The 21,187-nt window shown below is 66.6% G+C and carries 10 protein-coding genes; 5 read left to right on the top strand and 5 right to left on the bottom strand.

The annotated features are described in order from the left end of the window. Positions 1-99: 99 nt before the first annotated feature. Entirely contained in the window at positions 100-717 is a 618-nt protein-coding gene (locus FX134_RS10630) for a hypothetical protein (RefSeq protein WP_143412181.1), read from the top strand. Positions 718-779: 62 nt separating this feature from the next. Here the strand turns inward: FX134_RS10630 and FX134_RS10625 are convergent, their stop codons facing one another. Together FX134_RS10625 and FX134_RS10620 are read right to left on the bottom strand one after the other, a co-directional pair. Then, positions 780-1,574 carry a ZIP family metal transporter gene (locus FX134_RS10625; RefSeq protein WP_080801521.1) on the bottom strand — a complete coding sequence of 265 codons (795 nt, stop codon included), beginning with the start codon at positions 1,572-1,574 and terminating at the stop codon, positions 780-782. A gap of 492 nt (positions 1,575-2,066) precedes the next feature. Next, positions 2,067-2,585 carry a ferritin gene (locus FX134_RS10620; RefSeq protein ID WP_080801516.1) on the bottom strand — a complete coding sequence of 173 codons (519 nt, stop codon included), beginning with the start codon at positions 2,583-2,585 and terminating at the stop codon, positions 2,067-2,069. A 172-nt stretch (positions 2,586-2,757) separates the two neighbouring features. On the opposite strand from FX134_RS10620, the gene FX134_RS10615 reads away from it, so the two are divergent. Then, the gene (locus FX134_RS10615; protein WP_080801514.1) at positions 2,758-3,348 is read left to right on the top strand and encodes a sugar O-acetyltransferase; all 591 of its coding nucleotides are present in this window, start codon (positions 2,758-2,760) and stop codon (positions 3,346-3,348) included. A gap of 107 nt (positions 3,349-3,455) precedes the next feature. Here the strand turns inward: FX134_RS10615 and FX134_RS10610 are convergent, their stop codons facing one another. Beyond that, positions 3,456-6,125, bottom strand: a complete 2,670-nt coding sequence (locus tag FX134_RS10610; protein WP_080801512.1) for a LuxR C-terminal-related transcriptional regulator — start codon at positions 6,123-6,125, stop codon at positions 3,456-3,458. A gap of 51 nt (positions 6,126-6,176) precedes the next feature. Further along, the gene (locus FX134_RS10605; RefSeq protein ID WP_080801509.1) at positions 6,177-7,466 is read right to left on the bottom strand and encodes an ATP-binding protein; all 1,290 of its coding nucleotides are present in this window, start codon (positions 7,464-7,466) and stop codon (positions 6,177-6,179) included. A 330-nt stretch (positions 7,467-7,796) separates the two neighbouring features. Between FX134_RS10605 and FX134_RS10600 the strand changes: the two genes are divergently transcribed. Beyond that, positions 7,797-11,372 carry a hypothetical protein gene (locus FX134_RS10600; protein ID WP_080801507.1) on the top strand — a complete coding sequence of 1,192 codons (3,576 nt, stop codon included), beginning with the start codon at positions 7,797-7,799 and terminating at the stop codon, positions 11,370-11,372. 12 nt (positions 11,373-11,384) lie between these two features. After that, positions 11,385-13,445 carry an alkyl/aryl-sulfatase gene (locus FX134_RS10595; protein WP_080801504.1) on the top strand — a complete coding sequence of 687 codons (2,061 nt, stop codon included), beginning with the start codon at positions 11,385-11,387 and terminating at the stop codon, positions 13,443-13,445. A gap of 100 nt (positions 13,446-13,545) precedes the next feature. Here the strand turns inward: FX134_RS10595 and FX134_RS10590 are convergent, their stop codons facing one another. Further along, positions 13,546-16,119: a LuxR C-terminal-related transcriptional regulator gene (locus tag FX134_RS10590; protein WP_080801502.1), complete on the bottom strand. Its 2,574-nt coding sequence runs from the start codon at positions 16,117-16,119 to the stop codon at positions 13,546-13,548. A 196-nt stretch (positions 16,120-16,315) separates the two neighbouring features. Here FX134_RS10590 and FX134_RS10585 point away from each other — a divergent pair, with 196 nt between their 5' ends. Then, positions 16,316-21,139 carry an InlB B-repeat-containing protein gene (locus FX134_RS10585; RefSeq protein ID WP_080801499.1) on the top strand — a complete coding sequence of 1,608 codons (4,824 nt, stop codon included), beginning with the start codon at positions 16,316-16,318 and terminating at the stop codon, positions 21,137-21,139. The last annotated feature ends 48 nt before the right edge of the window (positions 21,140-21,187 follow it).

The raw sequence follows: 21,187 nt of genomic DNA, 5'->3' as shown, positions 1-21,187 counted from the left end.
CATCTCTCTTTCAACTTGGCAACAGCATCGTTGTTATTCGCATCATATCGTACTATATCGCACGTAATCATTTTGATCCTTCCTTGAAAGGAGTCCGTCATGTACAGCTCTGATGCGCGAATGGTGCGCGGATTGAGCATAGCGGTCATCGTCTTGTCGTCGCTGGCCATCGCGGGGATGCTCGTGGTCATGTTCTTCCTAGGCGTGGGAGGGGCCGCGCTCAACGATCCGTACGTGCTGAACGAGATCGCCACCATCGATTCGGACCCCGCCGTCGTCGACGAGCTCAACCGCTACGACATGGATTCCCGCGATGTGGCGGCCCTCGGGTCGTTCGCCATCGGCTTGGGCGTCGTGCTGACGCTCGGCAGCATCCTGTGCTCGGCCGTGACGCTGGTGGCGGGCATCCTGGGAATTCGCCGCTACGGCCAGCCGGACAAGATCGGCGCCGCATTCGGATGGTCCATCGCCGGTGCGATCGCCGCGCTTCTGACCGGCCGCATCGTGACCGTCGTGCTGTTGGTGGTGATGGCCGTGTACCTGAACAGGCTGCGGAACCCCGTGCAGCCCGCCTACCTCCAGCCGGGATACTACGCGCCGCAGCCCTATCCGGGCCAGCCTTACGCGGGCCAGCCGTACCCGCCTCAGGTGCCGCAGCAGCCCGCGCCGCAGGCTCCCCAGCCGCCGGTTCCGCCCGCGCCGCCCGAGCAGCAGTAAAGCCACCTGCATCCGAAACGCCCCGGTCAAGCGCCGGGGCGTTTCTCGTCTGCCGGCCTTCCCTACCCCAGCGCCACGTCGAGCACCATCATCACCAAAAAGCCCGCCATCACGCCCAGGGTGCCGGCGTTGGTGTGCTCGCCCAGGTGCGCCTCGGGAATGAGCTCCTCCACCACTACGTACATCATGGCACCCGCCGAGAACGCCAGCATCCACGGCATGTACGGCGAGATGAGTCCCGCGAACAGCACCACCAGGATGCCGAACACGGGCTCGGCCAGCCCCGACAGCGCGCCTAGGCCGAACGCCTTCAGCGGGGCCATCCCCTCCTGCAGCATGGGCAGCGCCACGGCCGCGCCTTCGGGCACATTCTGGATGCCGATGCCGATGGCCAGCGCCACCGCCATGCCGAACATGGCCGGGTCGCCGCCGTTCTGCGCCGCCATGGCGAACAAGAGGCCCACGCTCATGCCCTCAGGGATGTTGTGCAGCGTCACGGCCGTGAACAGCAGCGTGGGGCGCTCCCACTTGCTGGGCAGGCCCTCGGGCTCGTCCTCGCCGGGGTGCAGGTGCGGGATGAGCTGGTGGAGCACCATGAGGAAGGCGACGCCGATGGCGAAGCCGCCCGCCGCGGGGATCCACCCTATCTGCCCGGCCTCCTCGGCCTGGTCGATGGCGGGGATGAGCAGCGACCACACCGACGCCGCTATCATGACGCCGGCGGCGAAGCCCAAAAACACCTGCTGGAACAGCTTGCTGTCGCGCTTGCGGAACAGGAAGACCGACGCCGCGCCCAGCGTGGTCATGAGGAACGTGAAGCCGGTTCCCCCGGCGGCCCAAAGAAGCGCGGTCTGCATGCGCCCTCCTTGCGTGATCGCCGCATCGTACGCTGCGGCTCGGCGTGAAATCATTCGATCGCCCCGTGAGGCGGCATCCCGAAACAACGAGGTCGGGAGCTCGCAAGCCCCCGACCTCATCGAAAGGAATACCGACAGTATCGCTTGGCTCCTCTTGAGTTGCCCACTAGCCCATCGCTTGCGCGATAACCGCAATAGTACCGCACGAGACTGTTACTTGGCGAAGATAGTCATTTCGTTCGTATTGCGTGGTTCCAACTGTCGGACTAGGCGCATTGTACCGCCTTTTCCGAGAACTGCGAACCCCCGCCAGCGTTTTTGTGCAGGTGAACAAGCAAATTGTAACCACGCCGTGGCGCAGTTGTGACCGCCTGGCACCGCGAAACGCCGCTGCGATCCGACTCCGACGCCGTGCTTCTGCGCACGAACGGAGAGCGGCCCGCGCCCTGATCGAGGGACGGGCCGCCTACAACCGGGCGTTGAGGGTTGCGCTTACTCGGCGGTGGCCAGGGGGCTCGGGACGGAGTACACGCGCGCGGCGTTCTCCTGGTCGAGGTCGTAGAGGGCCTTGGCGTCGGAGCCGAACAGCTTCATGCGGGTGATCATCTTGTCCGCGTTGTCCTCTTCCTCCTGCTGCTCCTCGATGAACCAGTCGAGGAATTTCATGGTGCGGTAGTCGCGCACGTCGGCCGCGGCGGCGTAGATGTCGTTGATGAGGCTGGTCACGTACTGCTCGTGCTCGAGGGCGGCCTCGAGCGGCGCGAGGAAGTCGGTGAACTCCTTGTCGGGCTGGTCGATGGCCAAGAGCTTCACCTTCTGGCCGTTCTCATGCAGGTAGTTGCGGAAGATCATGGCGTGGTCGCGCTCCTCGGCCGCCTGGATCTCGTACCAGTTGGCGAAGCCCTCGAGGCCCTCCTCCTCGTAGTAGTCGGCAAACGACAGGTACAGGTAGGCCGAGTAGAGCTCCTTGTTGATCTGGTCGTTCAGCAGTTCGTACACGCGTGCGTCCATCGGGATCCTCCTTCTCGTGCGGCGGCCGCCCGGGCCGCCTTCGTCTCTTCGGCGTATATGATACCGCTGGTCAGGCATTATGCGCGAGGACGCGGGCGCGCTCGCTCGAAATCAACACAGGGCGCGGCTATACTGGGAGCACGACATGGCCGCGCGGACAAGGAGGGCGCCGATGGAACGCACCGAGCGCGAGAAGATGCTGGCCGGCGAGCTGTACGACTGCGGCGACGCCGCGCTGCTGGCGCGCTGGCACCGCGCGAAGGACCTCGCGCGCGACTTCAACGTCACGGCCTCCGAGGACGCCGCGCGCAAGGAGGCCCTGCTGCGGGAGCTTCTGGGCGGGTTCGGCGAAGGCCTGTGGATCACGCCGCCGTTTTTCGTGGACTACGGCGAGAACATCTTCTTCGGGCGCAACTGCGAGGTGAACCTGAACTGCACGTTTCTGGACGCGAACGTCATCCGCATCGGCGACAACGCGCTCATCGCGCCCAACGTGCAGATCTACACGGCCTTCCACCCCACGAGCGCCCGCGAGCGCTTCGGCGCGCCGCGCGCAGACGGCCGCATCGCGTTCTGCACAACGCAGAGCGCGCCCGTGACCGTGGGAGACGACGTGTGGATAGGCGGCGGGGCCATCATCCTGCCGGGCGTGACCATCGGCGACAACGTCGTCATCGGCGCCGGCAGCGTGGTCACCAGCGACATCCCCGCCAACACCATCGCCTACGGCAACCCCTGCCGCCCGATGCGCGAGAACAGGTGAGGGCGGGCCGCGGGCGAATCTTCGCTCCAAAAACATGCCTCAGCGCACGAGGCGTGTTTTTGGAGCGAAGATGCGTCCTGGCGGATGACGCAGGACGCGCGGGCGTCTTACTCGAGGAGGCCCAGGTCGCGGGCGCGGAGGATGGCGTCCATGGCGTTGTGGACGCCAAGCTTCTGGTAGGCGGCAGCGATGTGGCTCTTCACGGTGGGAACGGAAAGGCCGCACTCGGCGGCTATCTCGGCGTTGCGCAGGCCGCGGGCGAGCAGCTCCAGCACGCGCTTCTGCTGCTTCGACAGCTTCACCGGCTTGTCGGCGCGGCGCGCTCCCAGGTTCGCGCACACGCCGCGGAAGCGCCGGCCCCGCTCGTGCGCCGCCAGCAGCGCCTCCTGCACGAAGCCGCGCTCCAAGCACCCCTTGTAGCCCGGGCACGCCAAGCGGTCGGCCAGGCTCTTCAGCACGGGCTCCACCGCAGCGCCCTCGTCGGCTGCCGCGCGGAAGAACCCGTAGGGCGCAAGAACCTCCAGCGCCTCGGCCAGCGCTTCCACGGCCTCGTCCTTGCGGCCGAGCGCCCACCGAAGCGCCGCCAACAGCGTGCCGGCCTCGCCCACGTCGAGCGGACGGTTGAACCCGCGCCCGAACTCCAGGAGCGCGCCCAGCAGCCGCTCGGCCTCCTCCGCCCGCCCCAGCACGATGAGCGCGCGGGCCGTGGTGAAGTGCTGGAACACGCGCACGAGCTCGATGCGCTCGGCTCCGGTGACGAAATACTCCTCCATCCACGCCCGCGCCGTGCGCGCATCGGCGTCGAACAGCGCGAGCTTCGCCCGGTACGCCTTCAGGTTCGGCAGGAAGTGCGCGGCCTCGACCTGCGTGAACGCCGCCAGGTCGTCCAGCGCGCAGGCCGCCTCCGCGTCGCGCCCCTGCTGCCACAACGTCGCGTGCCGCATCACCATGATGCACACGCGGCCGTCCACCTGGTTCTCCGGCACGAGCGCGGCCGCAGCGGCCTCGAAGCCGGCCAGCGCCTCGTCCAACCGGTTGCGCTCGTAGGCGAAGCACGACTCGATGAGGCGGGGGATGTAGCACCACTCCGCGCCCAGCAGCGGTCTGAACGTGCGCCCGAGCAGGTCGAACCCGCCATCTTCCAGCGCGATGGCCGAGTAGTCCACGTTGCTGCGGTGCGGATAGGGCAGGTTGTGCGTGAACGAGGCGATCTTCGTGGCCAGCCCTGCCGGCGTGAAGCGCTTCACGAACCGGCCGAACAGCGAGAACCTCCGCGCCTTCTCAATGATGGTGGTGCGGTGGTCCACGCTGTAGGCCAGAAGCGCGAACTCCACGAACCGCGTGTCGGACACGGCGATGCGCGGCAGCGCGCGATACAGCTCGTCCAGGTGGCGCTCGAAGGCAGCGCGCTGGCTGGTGAGGTAGAAGAACCACGCGGCCAGCACGCGCAGCGGCGGGCAGACCCGGAACGCCTCGTCGGGCAACGCCTCGATGCCGAGCGTGCGCAGGAAGTCGGCGTAGTCGGCCACCGAGCCGTGCGCGTTCTCGAACAGGAACAGCAAGAGGTAGGTGTCCATGCCCCTGAAGTCGCCGCTTTCGAACCAGAACCGCAGCGCCCGCGTGTAGTCGCCGCCCGCGCGGAAGCTCTCGGCCGCCCGCTTGCACAGCGCCGCGCGATCGACCCCCGCCTCCGCCGCCTTGTCGCGCAGGAAGTCGCGGAACAGGTGGTGGTAGCGGTACGTGTCGCCGTGCAGCCGCGAGAGGAAGGTGTTCGTGCGCGCGAGCTGCTCCATCACGTCGCGTGCGTCGTCGCGGCCGCTCAGAAGCGCCGCCAGCGCCGGGTCGAACTCCTCGGCCACGCTGGTGGCCAGGCAGAACGCGCGCAGGCCCTCGTCCCAGGCGCTCCACACCTGCCGCTCGAAGTAGCTGGCGAACAGCGTACGGCCGTCGCCCTTCGCCACCTGGTCGGACTTCGCGAGCGCCGCCACGCCGATGGCCCAGCCCTCGGTGGCCGCGTGCACGAGCCGTGCCTCATCGGGCGTGGGAAAACGCCCGAGCGCGTTGAAGTAGCCGCGTATCTCGTCGGGCGCGAACCGCAGGTCGTCGGCCCCCATCACCGCCGGCCCCTCCGCGCCGCCGAGCGCGCGCCACTCCCCAGGCAGCGGGGCGCGCGACAGCAGCAGCACGGCGAACGCGCCGGGCAGGCGGCGCAGCACGGCGGGCAGCGACTTCACTATCTCGCGGTTCTCGATGAGGTGCATATCGTCGATGACCAGCACGAAGCGGCGCCTGAGCGGGCGCATCTCGGCCACCAGCCGCACCGTGTGCTCCACAGGCGACGCGGAGAACGCCGGGCTTTCCAGCACCGTGCGCATGCCCGCGTTGTCCGGCTGCACCGAGTAGAGCCCCATTGCCAACTGCTTGTAGAACACCGAGGGCACGTCGTCGTAGCGGTCGAGGCCTATCCACACGCACGGCCGCTTCGCGTGCTTGAGCCACAACAGCGCCGACACCGTCTTGCCGCTGCCCGCCGGCGCGCCCACGTACACGAAGCGCCGCTGCCGCACGGCGCGGTCGAGCGCGTCGACCACCCGCAGCCGCGGCGCGCATACGTCCGGCAGCGCCGCCGGCGCGAACTTCTCGCTCAGGATGAGCTCGGGCGCCTCGACGGGCTGCGCGCTGGGCCGCGCGCTGGTCGCTGCTTCAGACGCCGTGCCTTGCCGCCCGCGCGCTGCCTTTGCCTTCCCCACTTCGGTCTTATCTTGGGAGCGCCCCATACCACCAGCCCTTTTACTATAAGAGTTTGCCATTCAGCAGAGCAGTACATGCTATGCAGTCAATTCAGTGAGAGGAGCTACGATCACGCCTTCGGGCGTTTTGTACTGGTAATCGGTTTTTCCCACAAGGACGAGCAGAAAACTCGGCTCGGGATTGCGAGCAGCTGGATTCGCGGCGATCTTCCTCTTCAGCCGCAGCAGGTTCCGAACCGCGGCATCGGCCTTCGCGGCCCCGAGCTTCACCTCAATCCCGCCCCATCGGCCATCCCGCAGTTCGACGATGGCGTCCACCTCCAAGCCGTCGGCATCCCGGTAGTAGCGCAGCGGATCGGACTGCGCCTCGCGCAGAGCGGAGGCATACACTCGCAAGTCGCGCAGGCAAAGTTCCTCGAACAGCTGCCCGAAGAGCTGCAGGTTGCCCATAAGCGCCTCCGGTCCGGTGCCCAGAAGCGCCACGGGGAGCGAGGGGTCGGCGAACCCGTGCTTGGGCTTCGTGCGCAGGCGGCCCTTCGACTTGATGGGCGCATCCCATCCTTGCAAGTCGCACACGACATAGCGGCCGATGAAATAGTCGAGGAAGGCGCTCATTCTGCGCGCGTCGGCATCGGTGACCTTCCCCTTCTTGGCAAGCCCCATGTCCTTCGCGAGCGTTTCCAAAGTGGCGGCGCTGCCCACATTGCGCGCCAGAGATTGGAGAAACAACCTCAACTCCCTCTCCGTGCCCGGAGCCTTTTCTTCCTCTTTAGCGAACAGGGCATCGAGATACTGACCTGGCACGATACGCGCTGCATCGTCATCCAAGTCGACGGCCGCAGGCCAACCGCCGCGGCAAATGAGCCTGGCAAGCTGCTCGAGGTCTGTTTCTACGGGACCCGACTCAAACGCGCCCTCGAACAGACCGGAGAGGGAGACCGATCCGCCCGAATGCCCCGATTCTGAAAGAGCCATAGGCCACATCTTCAGCCTTGATATCCTCCCCGATCCCGTATGGTGTGTTTTACCCTTGACCGGCCGCGACGAACCAGTGAGGATGAAGAGGCCGCGCTTACCGCCTGCCTCGTCAACCTTATCGCGCACCGCATCCCACACCTGCGGCACCTCCTGCCATTCGTCGACGATGTGGGGAGCTTCGCCCTTGAGGACGGCGTCGACATCGAGCTCCGCAAGCTCACGCGTCTGCTTATTGTCGAACGTCACCCTGCTTTTACCATGTGCGCGCGACGTCCACGTTTTGCCCGACCACATAGTTCCGGCAATCTCCACCGCCCCGAACGCGCGCAGATGGAGATCGACCACGGGATCGATGAGCCGGGGAAGGTAGCGGTTGCCGTCTATCTCCATTGGTACTCCACTTTCTTATAGGCTATTCAACAGGTAAAACCGAAAATGTAGTATAAATTTAACCGTAAATGTAGTATGTAGTTTACCGAAAATGTTGAAAGTGATCAACCGGGCCAATCGGGGATATCAACCGAGCGGTGGGTTCTGCCCAGATTCGATCCCCGGAGACACCCGCCACGTCGCGAGGCGGCCCTAGAATAAGCGCCGATTACACGAGAGTTTATCGTCAAAACCTCATCCTGGATGATGTTTTTTGGCGGCGGGTGCCGCTATCGTGAGTATATAAGTGTGCGCATTCCCGCGCACCGGTACGACACGAGGAGCACGCCCATGAGACTCCGCACGAAGACATCCCGCCCCTCGCGCACCGCGCTCTGCCTTCTGCTTGCGCTGAGCCTGGTCGGCCCCATGACCCCGATACCCGCCGCGGCCGGCCCCGCCGACTGGGCGCTCGACAAGATATTCGGCATCGCCTTCAGCCTGGCCGAGGGCGCGGCGTTCAAGGCGCTCGGCGCAGCCGTGGATCCGAACAGCGCAGAAGAGCTCGAGAAGGTGCTCGACTGCGTCGACGGCCTGCTGGGAGGCACCAACAGCATCGAGCACGAATGCGAGAAGATCCTGCAGGCGGTGAACGACCTGAGCAAGCAGATGAGCGACCTCGAGAACAGGAACGACCAGCAGTTCAACGACCTCAAGCAAACCGTCACGCTCAACGAGATCGAGCGCCAGCGGGAGCAGATCGTCAAGATGAGCGACTCGGTGTACGCCCCCGCGCTCACCGCCTACAACGACTTCATCAAGGCGGCGCAGGACTACTCCGCATCCATCGGCACCACCAACGAGTCTGCCCGCCTGGAAAGCGCGAAGCAGGCGGAACGGGCGCTCGCGGCCGCGTTCGACAAGCTCGACTACGAAGGCGACCTCACCACCCTCGAAACCCACGGCATCAACATGGGCCACTACACGAACCATCGCTACCTGTACAACCTGGACAAGTACGCCGACGAGGCGCTCGCCTTCGACCATCAGCGCTACGCCCTGCTCACCGCCGGCATCAACGACGTGGTGGTCAACCTGAACGTCATCGTCTACGCACAGCGCCTGGAGTACGACTACTGGAGCGCCAAGGCCGGCAACGACCCGGACAACGACGCCTGGCGCGACAAGGTGAGCGATCTCGAAAGAGCCCTGATCACCAACATCAAGCGCGTCACTGCGGACATCAACTTCACCGTGGCCGAGTTCGCCAACAAGGACGGCGACGCCGCATGGCCGCGCACCGACCTGCTCACGCTCATGCGCCCCTACGACTTCCAAACCGAGTACGACTTCAACTACGAAAGCTCGTCCAGCAGGACGTTCGAGTACCGCACGCCCGACCCCAACGGCCAGGCCACGTCGACGGTGCACTACACGGCCACTGCGGTGAAGACCGCCCCTACCATGCCCGTGTACCGCGCCTCGGTGAAGGGCGCGACGTACCTGATGGTCGACGGCAGCAGGGGCGTCTCGCACGGCGAGAAGCAGGGCGACCTCATCCACGGCCTGCGCTACTGGGAGAAGCTGCGCTCCAACACGCTTTCCACCTACGACTGCTTCGGCCTGCCCGACCAGGATTTCTACAACCTGCTTTCCACCCGCGACGGCGTGTACTCGCTTCCGCAGGATTTCGCGGCCCTCGCGCCGCTGGTCGAGCAGGAGAGCTATGCCAACTCGGAAGGATCGCTCACCTCCTTCCTGGGCAGCAATGGCATGGCCTCTATCGACCAGGAATCCTACGTGCTCATGAACAGCTACGTCGACCCGGCACCCCTCTCCAATACCCAAGAGCAGAACCACTCCTCGTCGTTCAACCTCTTCAGCACCGCCATTCCGACCAGCGGCGACTACGAGAGCGCGAAGACCAGCCTGACCATGGATGACACCGCCGACGACCCCGGCATGCTGGTGGTGCTGGCACAGGAGACGGGCAAGCGCGAGGCCTACCAGCTGCACGTGAACGCCGAGGGAAGCGGACTCGACATCGTCATGACCGACCTTACGGGCAACGCCCTTCCGGACAAGGTGCCGGCGGGTACCTGCGTCAAGCTCTCCGTCGTTGCGCCGGAACCGTCGATGCTCGATTCACTCGTGCTCAAGAACGCGAACGGCGACGTGCTGGAGAAACTCGCCACCCCCGAGGCGGCGTCGCTGGTCGAGCCCGACCAGCCAGCCGATCCCGACCGGCCCGGCGCGATGAGCTTCATGTTCGCCATGCCCTTCCAGGACGCGTTCGTCGTGGCCACGTCGAGCGTCGCTCCGGCCAACCCGCTGAACTTCTCCGAGGACGCCGATGGGGCGTACCTGGTGAGCACCCTCGACGACCTGGTAAAGGTGGCCGCCGCTTACGAGCAGCACGCCGAAGCGTACGAGAATGCCACGTTCAGGCTGGCCGCCGACATCGTCAACCCGTCCGCGCCCTTCCCGGCGTGGACGACGCCCATCGGCACCGAGGCGCACCCGTTCACGGGCACGTTCGACGGGGCGGGCCATCGCATCAGCGGCTTCACCATGGACATGACGAAGGACTCGCTCGCCGCGCAGAGGTACGGCGGCATCTTCGGCGTGATCGGCGAGGGCGGCGTGGTGCGCGACGTGGCGGTGAGCGCCGTCGACTTCAGCGGCGACCCCGCCAGCCAGTCGGTGGGCGCGCTGGCCGGCCTCAACCGGGGCAGCATCGTCGATTGCTCCACGGGGTCGGCGCAGGCCGGCGCCACGGTGGAAGGGCTCGACGCGGGCGGCCTCGTGGCCGTGAACAGCGGACAGGTGCTCAACTGCTGGTCGGGCGCGGACGTGCGCGCCAGCGCGAACGGCGGGCACGGCGGCGGACTGGTCGGCGTGGCCGAGGCGGGATCGAGCGTGTGGAGCAGCTACGCCTTGGGCAACGTGTACGCAGGCGAGCAGGTGGGCGGCCTTATCGGGAGCAACTCCGGCGACGTGTACAACGCGTACTTCGCCGGCGCCGAGGTGAGCGGCGCCCAAGCGGGCAGCTTCATCGGCGCGAACCACCACGACGTGTTCGCGGCCTACGCCGTCGAGGGCGTCGCGGGCAGCGCGTTCGGAAGCGGCGATGCGGGCGACGACCCCGAGGCCGGCCTCGCGGAGATGAAGCGGGATTCCATGACCGCGCAGTCCTTCGCCAACCAGCTCAACGCCAAGGCGACCGGCGCCATGAACTGGTGGACCTGGTCGCGCGACGCGAACGCGGGGCTGCCTTCGCAGGTGAAGGACCCGATGATCGAGCGCACGATAACCGATGGGGCCACCGGCGTCTCGCTTACCGGCACCATCCACGCGGGCGCGGTGCTCTCCGTCGAGCCCATCACCGAAGGCGACGCGAGCTACGACGCGCTCTTGCAGCATGCCGAAGCATCCGATTTGCTGGGCGAGATGACGGCGGCCTACCGGCCCCTGCTGCCCGTGAACGGGAGGAAGTCGGGCCAGGCGGCGTTGGGAGGCGGCGTCACGCTGCGAATTCCCGTAGCGGCGGCCTTCGCGGGACGCGACGTCACGGTGCTCCAGGAGCTTCCCGACGGCATGGTGGCCCTCGATGCCGCCGTCGCCGACGGCGTGGCGACGGTGCAGGTGAGCGCGGTGACGCCATTCGCCGTGATCGTGGCCGACGTGGAGAATCCACCCGTGGACCCGCCGGATGAGCCGGATGAGCCGGACACGCCCGTGGTGAAGCCGGAAGAGAAGCCGGCCGCGCCTGTTGCGAAGCCGGCGATGCCGGGCGGAAGCGCCACGGCGCTCGCGCCCATGGGCGACGGCGCGGGCGGCTGGGCAGGGGCGCTCGGGGCGCTTCTGGCTGCGGCGGCGGGAGCTGCGGTGGTATCATATCGGCGGAATCGCAAACATCTTCGCTGAAAGCGAGACGCTATGACCTGCAACCACAACCTCGACCGGCGCACGTTCATCACCGGCACGTTCGCCACGGGGGCGCTCGTGGCCGCCGGGGCCGCGCTCTGCGGCTGCGCGGGCGACCCAGGCGCAGCGGGCGACTCCCCCGCTCCCACAAGCGACGCCCTGGCCAGCCTGAACGCCGACCCCAAGCCCGCCACCGACCCCACGGCCGCCGCCAACCAGGCCGTGTACGCGCTGCTCGACTTCGACGACGAACGCGAGCGCGACTTCGCCAGCCGCAACCTCATCGCGGCCCCCGAGGCGCTCGAGATCACCGACGACGCCGGCAAGCTCGTGTGGAGCCAGAAGGCCTACGCGTTCCTCGACGGCGCGGACGGCCAGCCCGCAGAGGCGCCCGACACCGCCAACCCCAGCCTCTGGCGCAATACGCAGCTCAACCACCTGTTCGGCCTGTTCGAGGTGGTGGACGGCATCTACCAGGTGCGCGGCTACGACATGACCAACATCACGTTCGTGCGCGGCGACACCGGCTGGATCGTGTTCGACCCGCTCATGAGCGTGGAGTGCTCGCGCGCCGCGTTCCAGCTGGTGACCGAGCACCTAGGCGAGCGCCCCGTCATGGGCGTCATCATCAGCCACACGCACATCGACCACTTCGGCGGCATCAAGGGCATCGTGTCCGAGGAGGAGGTGGCCGCGCGCAGCATCCCCATCATCGTGCCGGAGCACTTCGTGGAGCACGCCGTGTCCGAGAGCGTGTACGCCGGCAACGCGGTGGGCCGCCGCGCTGCCTACCAGTACGGCACCATGCTCGAGCCCGGCGCGCAGGGCAGCCTCTGCATCGGCATCGGCATGGGCCAGTCGAAGGGCACCACGTCCTACATCGCGCCGAACGACGTCATCACCGCCACGGGCGACGTCCGCACCATCGACGGCGTTACCCTGGAGTTCCAGATGACGCCCGGCACCGAGGCCCCGGCCGAGATGAACACGTGGCTTCCCCAGTTCAAGGCGCTGTGGGTGGCCGAGAACTGCACGGGCACGCTTCACAACCTGTACACGCTGCGGGGTGCTGAGGTGCGCGACGGCAACGCCTGGGCGAACTACCTCATGGAGGCCAAGGCGCGCTACGGGGCGCAGGCCGAGGTGACGTTCCAGTCGCACAACTGGCCGCACTGGGGCAACGACTTCGTGAACGAGTACCTGGAGAACACGGCCGCCATGTACAAGTTCATCGCCGGCCAGACGCTCATGTACCTGAACCAGGGCTACACGTCCACCGAGATCGCCGACATGATCCAGCTGCCCGCCGACCTGGAGAAGAACTGGTACACGCGCCAGTACTACGGCACCGTGCGCCACAACGCGAAGGCGGTCTACCAGAAGTACATGGGCTGGTACGACGCGAACCCCGTGAACCTGAACCCCCTGCCGCCGGTGGACGCGGCCAAGAAGTTCGTGGAATACTTCGGCGACGTGGACGCCGTGCTGGCCCGCGCCGCGCAGGACTTCGAGGCCGGCGAATACCAGTGGGTGGCGCAGGTGACGAACCTCATCGTGTTCGCCGACCCGACGAATCAGGCCGCGCGCCTTCTGTGCGCCGACGCGCTCGAACAGCTGGGCTACATCGCCGAGTCGGGCCCGTGGCGCAACGCCTACCTCACCGGCGCCAAGGAGCTGCGCGACGGCGTGGACGCCGACCCGAAGTACCGCGCCACCGGCTCGTCCGACCTGCAGCGTGCCATGACCGCCAGCATGATGCTGGACAACCTCGGCATCATGACGGACTCCACCGCCGCGCAGGACACGAACCTCAAGGTGAACCTGGCTTTCACCGACGACGACCCCTACCTGCTCACCATGCGCGCGGGCGTCGTGCTCTACGAGCGCGGCGTGCAGGCGGACGACGCCGACGCCACGCTCACGCTGCCGCGCATCGGCATGTTCGCCATCCTCAGCCGCGACGAGGAGGCCCAGGCGAAGTCCATCCAGGTGGAAGGCGACCCCGACATCCTCAAGAAGCTCACCGAGCACCTGGTAACCTACGAGTTCTTCTTCAACATCGTCGAGCCGTAAGACGAAATGTCCCAAATGGGGACTGTCCCCGTTTGGGACACGCGCACTCTAACAACCGACGATCTTCGCTCCAAAAGGGGACAGTCCCCTTTTATGCCATTTATCCGATCAGGCCTCGGCGGCGGGCTTCCAGGACGGCTTCCTCGGCGGTGTGGGCGTTGAGCTTGCGGTAGGCGTTGGCGGTGTGGGTTTTCACGGTGGAGAGGGACAGGCCGGTGATCTGCACTATCTCGGCGTTCGTGCAGCCGCGCGCCAGCAGTTCCAGCATACGGGCCTGCTGCTTGGACAGCTTCAGCTTGGCGGGGACGTCGCCGGGCAGACCGCTGCGGCGCGATGCCTGCTCCTGCAACGCGATGGACACGCGGTTGAGGTAGCGCACGCGCTCGTCCTCGGCGCTCGCGCTGTCGGCGTCCCCGGCCTTGCGCAACCAACGGGCTTTCGCGCGCTTGACCAGCGGGGCGGCGGCCGTGCCCTCCATGGCCAGCGTCGCCACGAAACCGTAGGGCTCGAGCAGCTCCACGGCGCGGTCGATGAGCGCGTCGGACGCCTCCATCGCGCCGGCGCGGTACTGGGCGATGGCCCCCAGCGTGCACGCCTCGGCCTCGTCGATGGTGCGCGCGAACGAGCGCGCCAACTCGGCCACGCGCGCGGCCAGGTCGGCGGCGGCCTCGTTGCGGCCGAGCGCCACGTAGGCGCGCACGGTGGTGAGGTACGTGACCATGCGGAACAGCATGAGCGTGCCCTCGTCGCGCACGAAGTAGTGCGAGAGCCACGTCTCGGCGGCGGCCGCGTCGCCCGAGCGCAGGGCCTGGTCGGTGCGCAGCGCCAGGTAGTTCGGCTCCAAGAACTGCGCCTCGCGCATGGCCATGAGCTGCTCGATGTTCGCGGCCTCGCGCGCCACACCCTCGTCGTCGCCGGACGCGAAGGCGGCGCTCATCTGCAGAGAGGCCACCACGAACAGCGCCTCCTCGGACGACGACGGCCCCAGGTACGTGCGATACGCGCGCAGCGCCAGCTCGTCGGCGCGCGCGAACTCGGCCCGCTCCAGGGCGAACCCGGCCTCGCACGCCGCCAACGCCGCGGCGAAGTACTCGCTGAACACCGCCCCCACCGTGCGCTCAAGCCGCTCGAACGACGGCATGAGCACGAACTCGCTGAAATCGCGCAGGCACCGGTGCGCGAACGGCAGGTTGATGGTGATGGAAGCCATCTGCTGGCCGGTGCGCCGAAACGGCAGCTTCGGCAGCTTCTCCAGCCGCACGGCCAGCGACGCCAGCGAGGTGCGCGGATCGATGAGCTCCACGGTGACGGCCGCCTGGAAGAACCGCGGGTAGCGCAGCGCGATCTTGGGCAGCCGCGCGTGCAGCGCGTCGAGCGCGGCCTCGGTGCCGGGGCGGTCGCCCGTGAGGTAGCGGTACCACACGAGCGAGATGTACAGGAACGGGTAGCGCTCGAGGGCGTCGGCCGGCAGGTTGGCCAGCGAGCGGTGGAAGTCGTCCACGTAGGCGGCGATGGAGCGGTTGTTGCGCGACGTGCCGTATTGCAGTTCCTCCAGAATCTGGGCCTTGAGCAGGCGCATGTCGCCGCCCTGCACCGCGTAGCGCCGCGCCGTGTACGCGTCGCCCACGCCGTGGTAGTAGCGCGCGGCCGTGCGGCTGAGGCCCTTCGCGTCCACATGCGCCAGCTCGGCACGCCGCCGCAGGTAATCGAGGAACACCGCGTGGAAGCGGTAGCGCGCGCCCTCGCCCTCGCGCGCGACGCCGATGCGCGAGAGGAACAGTCCGCGGCGCATGAGGTCGTCGATGGCGGCTTGCGCGTCGTCGCATCCGGTGAGCAGGGCGAACAGCGGCGGTGTGAAATCGGACACCACCGACGCGCGCACGAGCATGTCGCGCGTGGGCTCGTCGAGCGCGCTCCACACGTGCGCGGTGAGGAACGGCGCGATGGAGGCCTCGTCCGTGCGGCCGCCGTCGGCCACCATGTCGCCCGCCGCGATGGCCGCAACGGCGAACGCCCAGCCGCCCGTCGCCTCGCGCAGCGCCTCGGCCTGCCCGTCGGCCAGCTCGCGGCCGCGCACTGCGAAAAACGAGCGGATTTCCGCGGCCGTGAACAGCAGCTCGTCGGCCCGCACGCAGGCCACGCCCTCGTCCTGCACCTGCTTGTCCAGAAACGGCGTCGGCATGGCGCTGCGGCTGAGCACGAGGAAGCGCAGGCGCCTCGGCAGCCGGCGGATGAAGGCCGGCAGCGATTGCACCAGGTCGCGGTTCGCGATGCAATGGAAGTCGTCCAGCACGAACGTGGTGGCGGGGCCCTCCTCGGGAAGCGTCCGGGCCAGCATCATGGCGTGCTCGATGGGCGAGGCGGCGAACGCGGCGGGGTCGGCAGGGGCGGCAGAGGCGGCGGCGCCAGGGCCGTCTTCCTCGGCGCTGGCGACGGCTGCGCAGAGCTGCTGGTAGAACGGAGCGGGCGCGTCATCGTAGGCATCGAGCGACAGCCAACGCGCGTTCACGTTGCGCCCCGCCAGCCATAGGCGCGCGGACACCGTCTTGCCGAACCCGGCCGGGGCCTCGATGAACACGATGCGCGTGGCGCTGGCCTCGTCCAGCCGCCGCATGAGCGCCGCACGCGGCGCGGCCGCTGAAACCGCCTCCGCCGCGAACCTCCCTGCGTCCATCACACCCCCTTGCTCCCCATAGGCTCGGCACGTTCTCCACTATAGAGCAAGTGCCCGTGCGCTGCCGCCTTTTTTCGGAGAAGGGCTGAAGGGGAAGCGACAAAACTTCATACGGTACGATGGCGCGGAGCCTTGGCGGGCGATATAGTCAAGCGGTACGTTGGGTTATTCCCCTCACGATGCCGAGGAGCGTTTCATGAACACCATCCGCCGCGCCGCCTGCGCACCTGCGAACGTGCTGCTGTCCCTGGTCTTGGCCTTCACCCTCATGCCCCTGCCGCGCGCGTGGGCGGACGACGACGCGGCCGTTGACCCCGAGGCCCTCCCCGCCGTCGACGGCACCGTTGACCCCGAGGCCCTCCCCGCCGTCGACGGCACGGCGGCAGCGGCCGCCCCCTCCACCTCCCAGGCCAACTACTTCGACGACCCGTCCGCGTACAAGGACTTCGGCATCGACACCGCGAACGTGCCGACGGACTTCAACGACGACACCTCCACCGACCCGCTCTCGGGCTACAAAAGCCTCGACCCGCAGAACCTGTTCATCGGCTACGTGAACAAGAACGAAAGCGACACCGGCATGACCGCCGTCGCCGACAGCCTCGATTATCTGGTGAACTCCGGCGACGGGCTCGACAGCATGCTCAAGAAGTCCATCGGCTCTTCGCATTCCATCACCAACGACTGGAAGCGCTTCCAATACCACGCAAACGACGCCATCCCGCTCAAATACAACGGCGAGGACTTCATCGTGGAGAACACGCTCTATACGGGCACCTTCCCCGACACGATAGGCGATCGCAATAGCAAGCAGGAGATTTTCGTCCGCCGCTACGAAAGCGGCAAATCGCCTGCGAAGGTCGCGGCGGTGTACAACTATCTGGCCAACGCTCCCGACCTGGTTTCGAACATCGAGCAGGAGGGCTCCCTGGGGTTGACGGCCATGGCCGCCGGCAACTTCTACCACACGGACAACGGCAACCAGCAACTTGCGGTGTACTGCCCCGCGCCGGCGGTCCCCCTCCGGTACCCGTCCCTCCTCATCTACGAACTCGACGAAAATGGTCTTCACCTGAAGCAGAATATCCCCCTCGCCGACATGGACAGTCGTTTCTTCCTCCCCTCCGAAGACTGGCGCAGGCCCATCGTGCACCTGTCCACGTTCTCCCACGACGGCTACGACGATCTGGTGATCAACGTGAGCTATCCCCGCTCGAACGATTTCGGATCTTCCAGCCAGAAGCACGACCCCATGATGTTCATCTACTCGACCGGCGGCGCTCCAGGCGAATTGAAGAAGGCGTTCGAATGCGAGATGACGTCCGGCAACCATCGGATGCGGTTCGCCTCGGCCCTTCAAACCGACCTCAACGAAAACGGCGTGCCCGAGCTGGTGGTGGCCGGCCATTGCAACGAAGGCTACGGCAAAAGCGATCACGCAGGCAGGATGAACTCGAAGAAGAACCTCGTGCAAATGTTCACCTACGACTCCTCCCGCGGCTACCAACCCGTCTGGGACCAGCCGAAGGAAGTCGAAGCCATCGAAGACGTGTACGTCGACTACGAGATGTGCGAGCCCGCCGCAACAGCCACGGGCAAGTTCCTCCGCAACCAGAAAAATGCCCTGTTCGTGGAGGGGGTCGTGTTCACGCTCTCCGCCGACTCCCCGGCAGCAGGCAAAAGCGAGGCCGACCTGTTCAGGAACGGCGCATTCGCCAAGCAATTCAAGATGAGCCTCACGGGCGGCCGCAACCACTTCATAAAGAAGGCCGTGAGCGGGAACTTCGCGAAGATGAACGTGGGCACCGAGCAGATAATCGTGCAGAGCGGCGCGATCGACCCCGTGGTCAACTACCGGCTGACCTACGATGTGCGCTGGATCTACTCCAACAACGACACGCTCGTCGCCCACGACACCGACCTCGGCTACCTCGAGAACAAGGACACCCGCGACAACGGCACGTTCCTCACCTTGGCGCGGTGCGAGGTCAACAAGACCAACGCGTACCAGTTCCAGCTGAAGTCCAAGAGCTACGGTTGGAGCGCGCCCACGCCCCTCGCCGTGCTGGGCGGCGCGCCTTACTGGAGCGAGCTGCAGGGCGGCGACTACGCCATCGGCTCCACGTCGTTCGGCATCAACCAAACCACCGCGAGCGGAAGCGGCGGAAGCTGGCAGGTGGGAGGCAGCTTCAACGTAGCGGCCGAGTTGCTGGTGGGCTCGGGCTTCTTCGGCACCAACATTCTTGGGGGCGGCGGCTTCGACTTCCACGTCGCGGCGAGCTACATAGGAAGCTACACCCAAGAGCACGAGGTGAGCCGGTCGCTCACCTACACGGAGCAGGCCGGGCGCGACATGGTGGTGTGCCAGGCCACGCCCGTGGTGGTGTACGAGTACGACGTGTACGTGCCGAAGTTCATCGTGACCGAGGAATACCTCGATCAATACAACAAGCTCGCCAAGATGGTCGACCCGACGAAGGAATGGGACCCGAGCATGGTGGGGCAGAGCGTGGGCGATTGCACCGTGCCTTTCAAGGTGATCAGCACGCACGCGCCCGCCCTGAGCATGCTCACGGTGCAGAAGTACAACGCCTTGTGCGAAAGGTGGCGCAGCAAGGACGATCGTATCGAGATGAAGGACTTGTTCCCCCACCAGCCGGGCGACCCCACCACGTATCCCGCGAACGCGGACAGCCTGCCGAAGGTGCATGAGGAAGACGGCACGAAGGCGCTTGCCACCAGCCAGCTCCTCGATGTCACGGCGGAAGGCGGCTCCGTCACCGCCGAGGCGAGCGTGACGGATTCGTCCGGGTTCACCCATGGGTTCGAGCTCGCGCTGGGAGGCGGCCTGTCCGCGAGCATCGCCGTCGAAACGTCGTTGTTCGGCGCCATGAGGGGCTCCATCACCGGCGGCTGGGACGTGGACATCGTGGGCGGCGGAAACTGGACGACGTCCACCGCCACCGGCGAGACGTTCTCGACCAGCCTCCCGCCGCTGCCCAAGGGCTGCGACTCCTACGGCCACAGCGTGCAGATGGCGGTGTGGCAGACCGATGCCTTGGCGAGCCACCCGTTCGTCATCGGATACCTGGTAACAGGCACGGGGCCGGACAGCGCCCCGAGGAGCCTGCCGCGCTGGGCGGTTCCCTACAGCACCCAAGGCACCGACATCGTCTGGGCGTGGAGCAACGACACCACGCGGCCAGCCGAGCAATACGGCATCGCCACCCCCAGCACGCAGGGCACGTGGAACGTCACGGGTTCGGTGCTCGGCACGACGAATAACTACACGACGCGCGGGGTGGCGGGCGAAGAGCAGCAGATCAAGTTCCAATCGTATGCCTCCCAGAGCGGGAGCAATCCGAGCGTCTTGGGCCCGGCCGTCTCCGGCTACACGAACGGGCCCGGCGCGCCCGCCATCACCGCGCACCCGGCGAACCTCAACGTGAAGGAAGGCGGAACGGCTGCGTTCACCGTGGAGGCGACGCCCCAGGCGGGCGGGCAGCTGGCTTACCAGTGGTACGAGCTGGACACCGAGAGCGATGAGTATTACGCCACGTGGAAGAAGCTGGTCGGCAAGACCGGCAAGACCTTGACCCTCGAGAACGTCACGAAGAGCGGCTACGACAAGCATCGCTACCGCGTGGAGGTGCTCGACGCATCCGCCATCCCGAACCAGGCGGCCCTGTCGAACCCGGCAACGCTCAGGGTGGACGCCGCCTCCGACCAGAGCGATGCGGGGAAGCTGGTGCCTAACATCTCGTTCGAGGTGACGGGGAGCACGGTGGTGCAGCACGGCGACGAGGTGTTCTGCGATTACGGGGACACCTTCGATCTGAAAGTCAAGGTGACGGACGCCGACGGCAATCCCTGCATCGGCGAGATCCAGTCCTTGACCGTGAAGGCCTACAACCCAACCGCCAAGAAGCTGGAGCAGGGACAGGCCTACAACACCGCACAACTGAACGGCGACGGGGAAGTTCTCTATGAGAACAACTGCCCTTCGGACGACACGAAAAACACCCCTTGGCGAATAGGCGCGAATGAACCGAAGGTGTTCCAGGTGGAAGCCACCTACAAACCCTCCGACGGTAACACCACGCACGTGTTCACCACGGCCACGCTCTTCATCAACTACGGCACCGTCGATATCTCGCGCAAGGCCCGCATGCTGGACTTCGACGTGGACGGCGACAAGCTGCCCGACCTGAAGCGCGCGTTCACGCAGGCCATGGAGCTGCCCAGCCCGGAGATCGACATGGTGGGCCAGACGTTCGAGGGCTGGTACCTCGACGAGGCGCTCTCGACCCCGCTCACCCACGAAAACCTGCGGAACCTGGTGGGCGATGCCGTCGTGTTCAGCAAGTGGAGCCAGATCGAGCGCACCGTCTCCTACGAGCTGAACGGCGGCGAGAACCACCCCGCCAACCCCACCGTACTCACGCACGACAGCAGCGCCGTGAGCCTGCTGCCGGCGACGCGGGCGGGCTACGCGTTCGAGGGCTGGTTCCTCGACCCCGACTTCACGCAGCCCATCGACTGCATCCCGCAGGGCGTGCTCGACGACCTCACGCTGCACGCCAAGTGGTCGCTCGTGGAATACCCCATCTACTACGCCTCGTTCTGGGGGACGAACCCGGCCGGCAACCCGCTCACGTACACAGTGCTCGACGAGGTGAAACTTGAGCCGCCCCTGTTCGAGGATGCCGTGCCCGGCTCGAACGCCTGGTACGCCGATTGGCAGTTCACGCAGAAGGCCGAGACGACCATCCCCGCAGGCAGCACCGGATCCGTCGTGCTGTACGGCAATGCCGAGCGCGCGGCCGAGCCGGATCCCGGCCCTGGCCCGACTCCCGGTCCCGACCCGAATCCGACCGTCCCGACGTCCGGCGACCCCGCGCACCCCAAGGCCCTCGTGCGCACCGGCGACTTCCCGTTGCCCTGGATTTTGCTGGTTGTGTGCGCCTCAGCCGCAGCGGCCGCCATCGTCGTCACCGTCCGCATCCGCCGCCGTCCCTAGGAAGTCGAACTGTCCCAAACGGGGACTGTCCCCGTTTGGGACGCTTTG

Source organism: Arabiibacter massiliensis (assembly GCF_902386925.1).
Classification (GTDB): domain Bacteria; phylum Actinomycetota; class Coriobacteriia; order Coriobacteriales; family Eggerthellaceae; genus Arabiibacter; species Arabiibacter massiliensis.
Note: the sequence above shows the minus strand (reverse complement) of the source record. Positions and strands in the feature narration are given on the sequence as shown.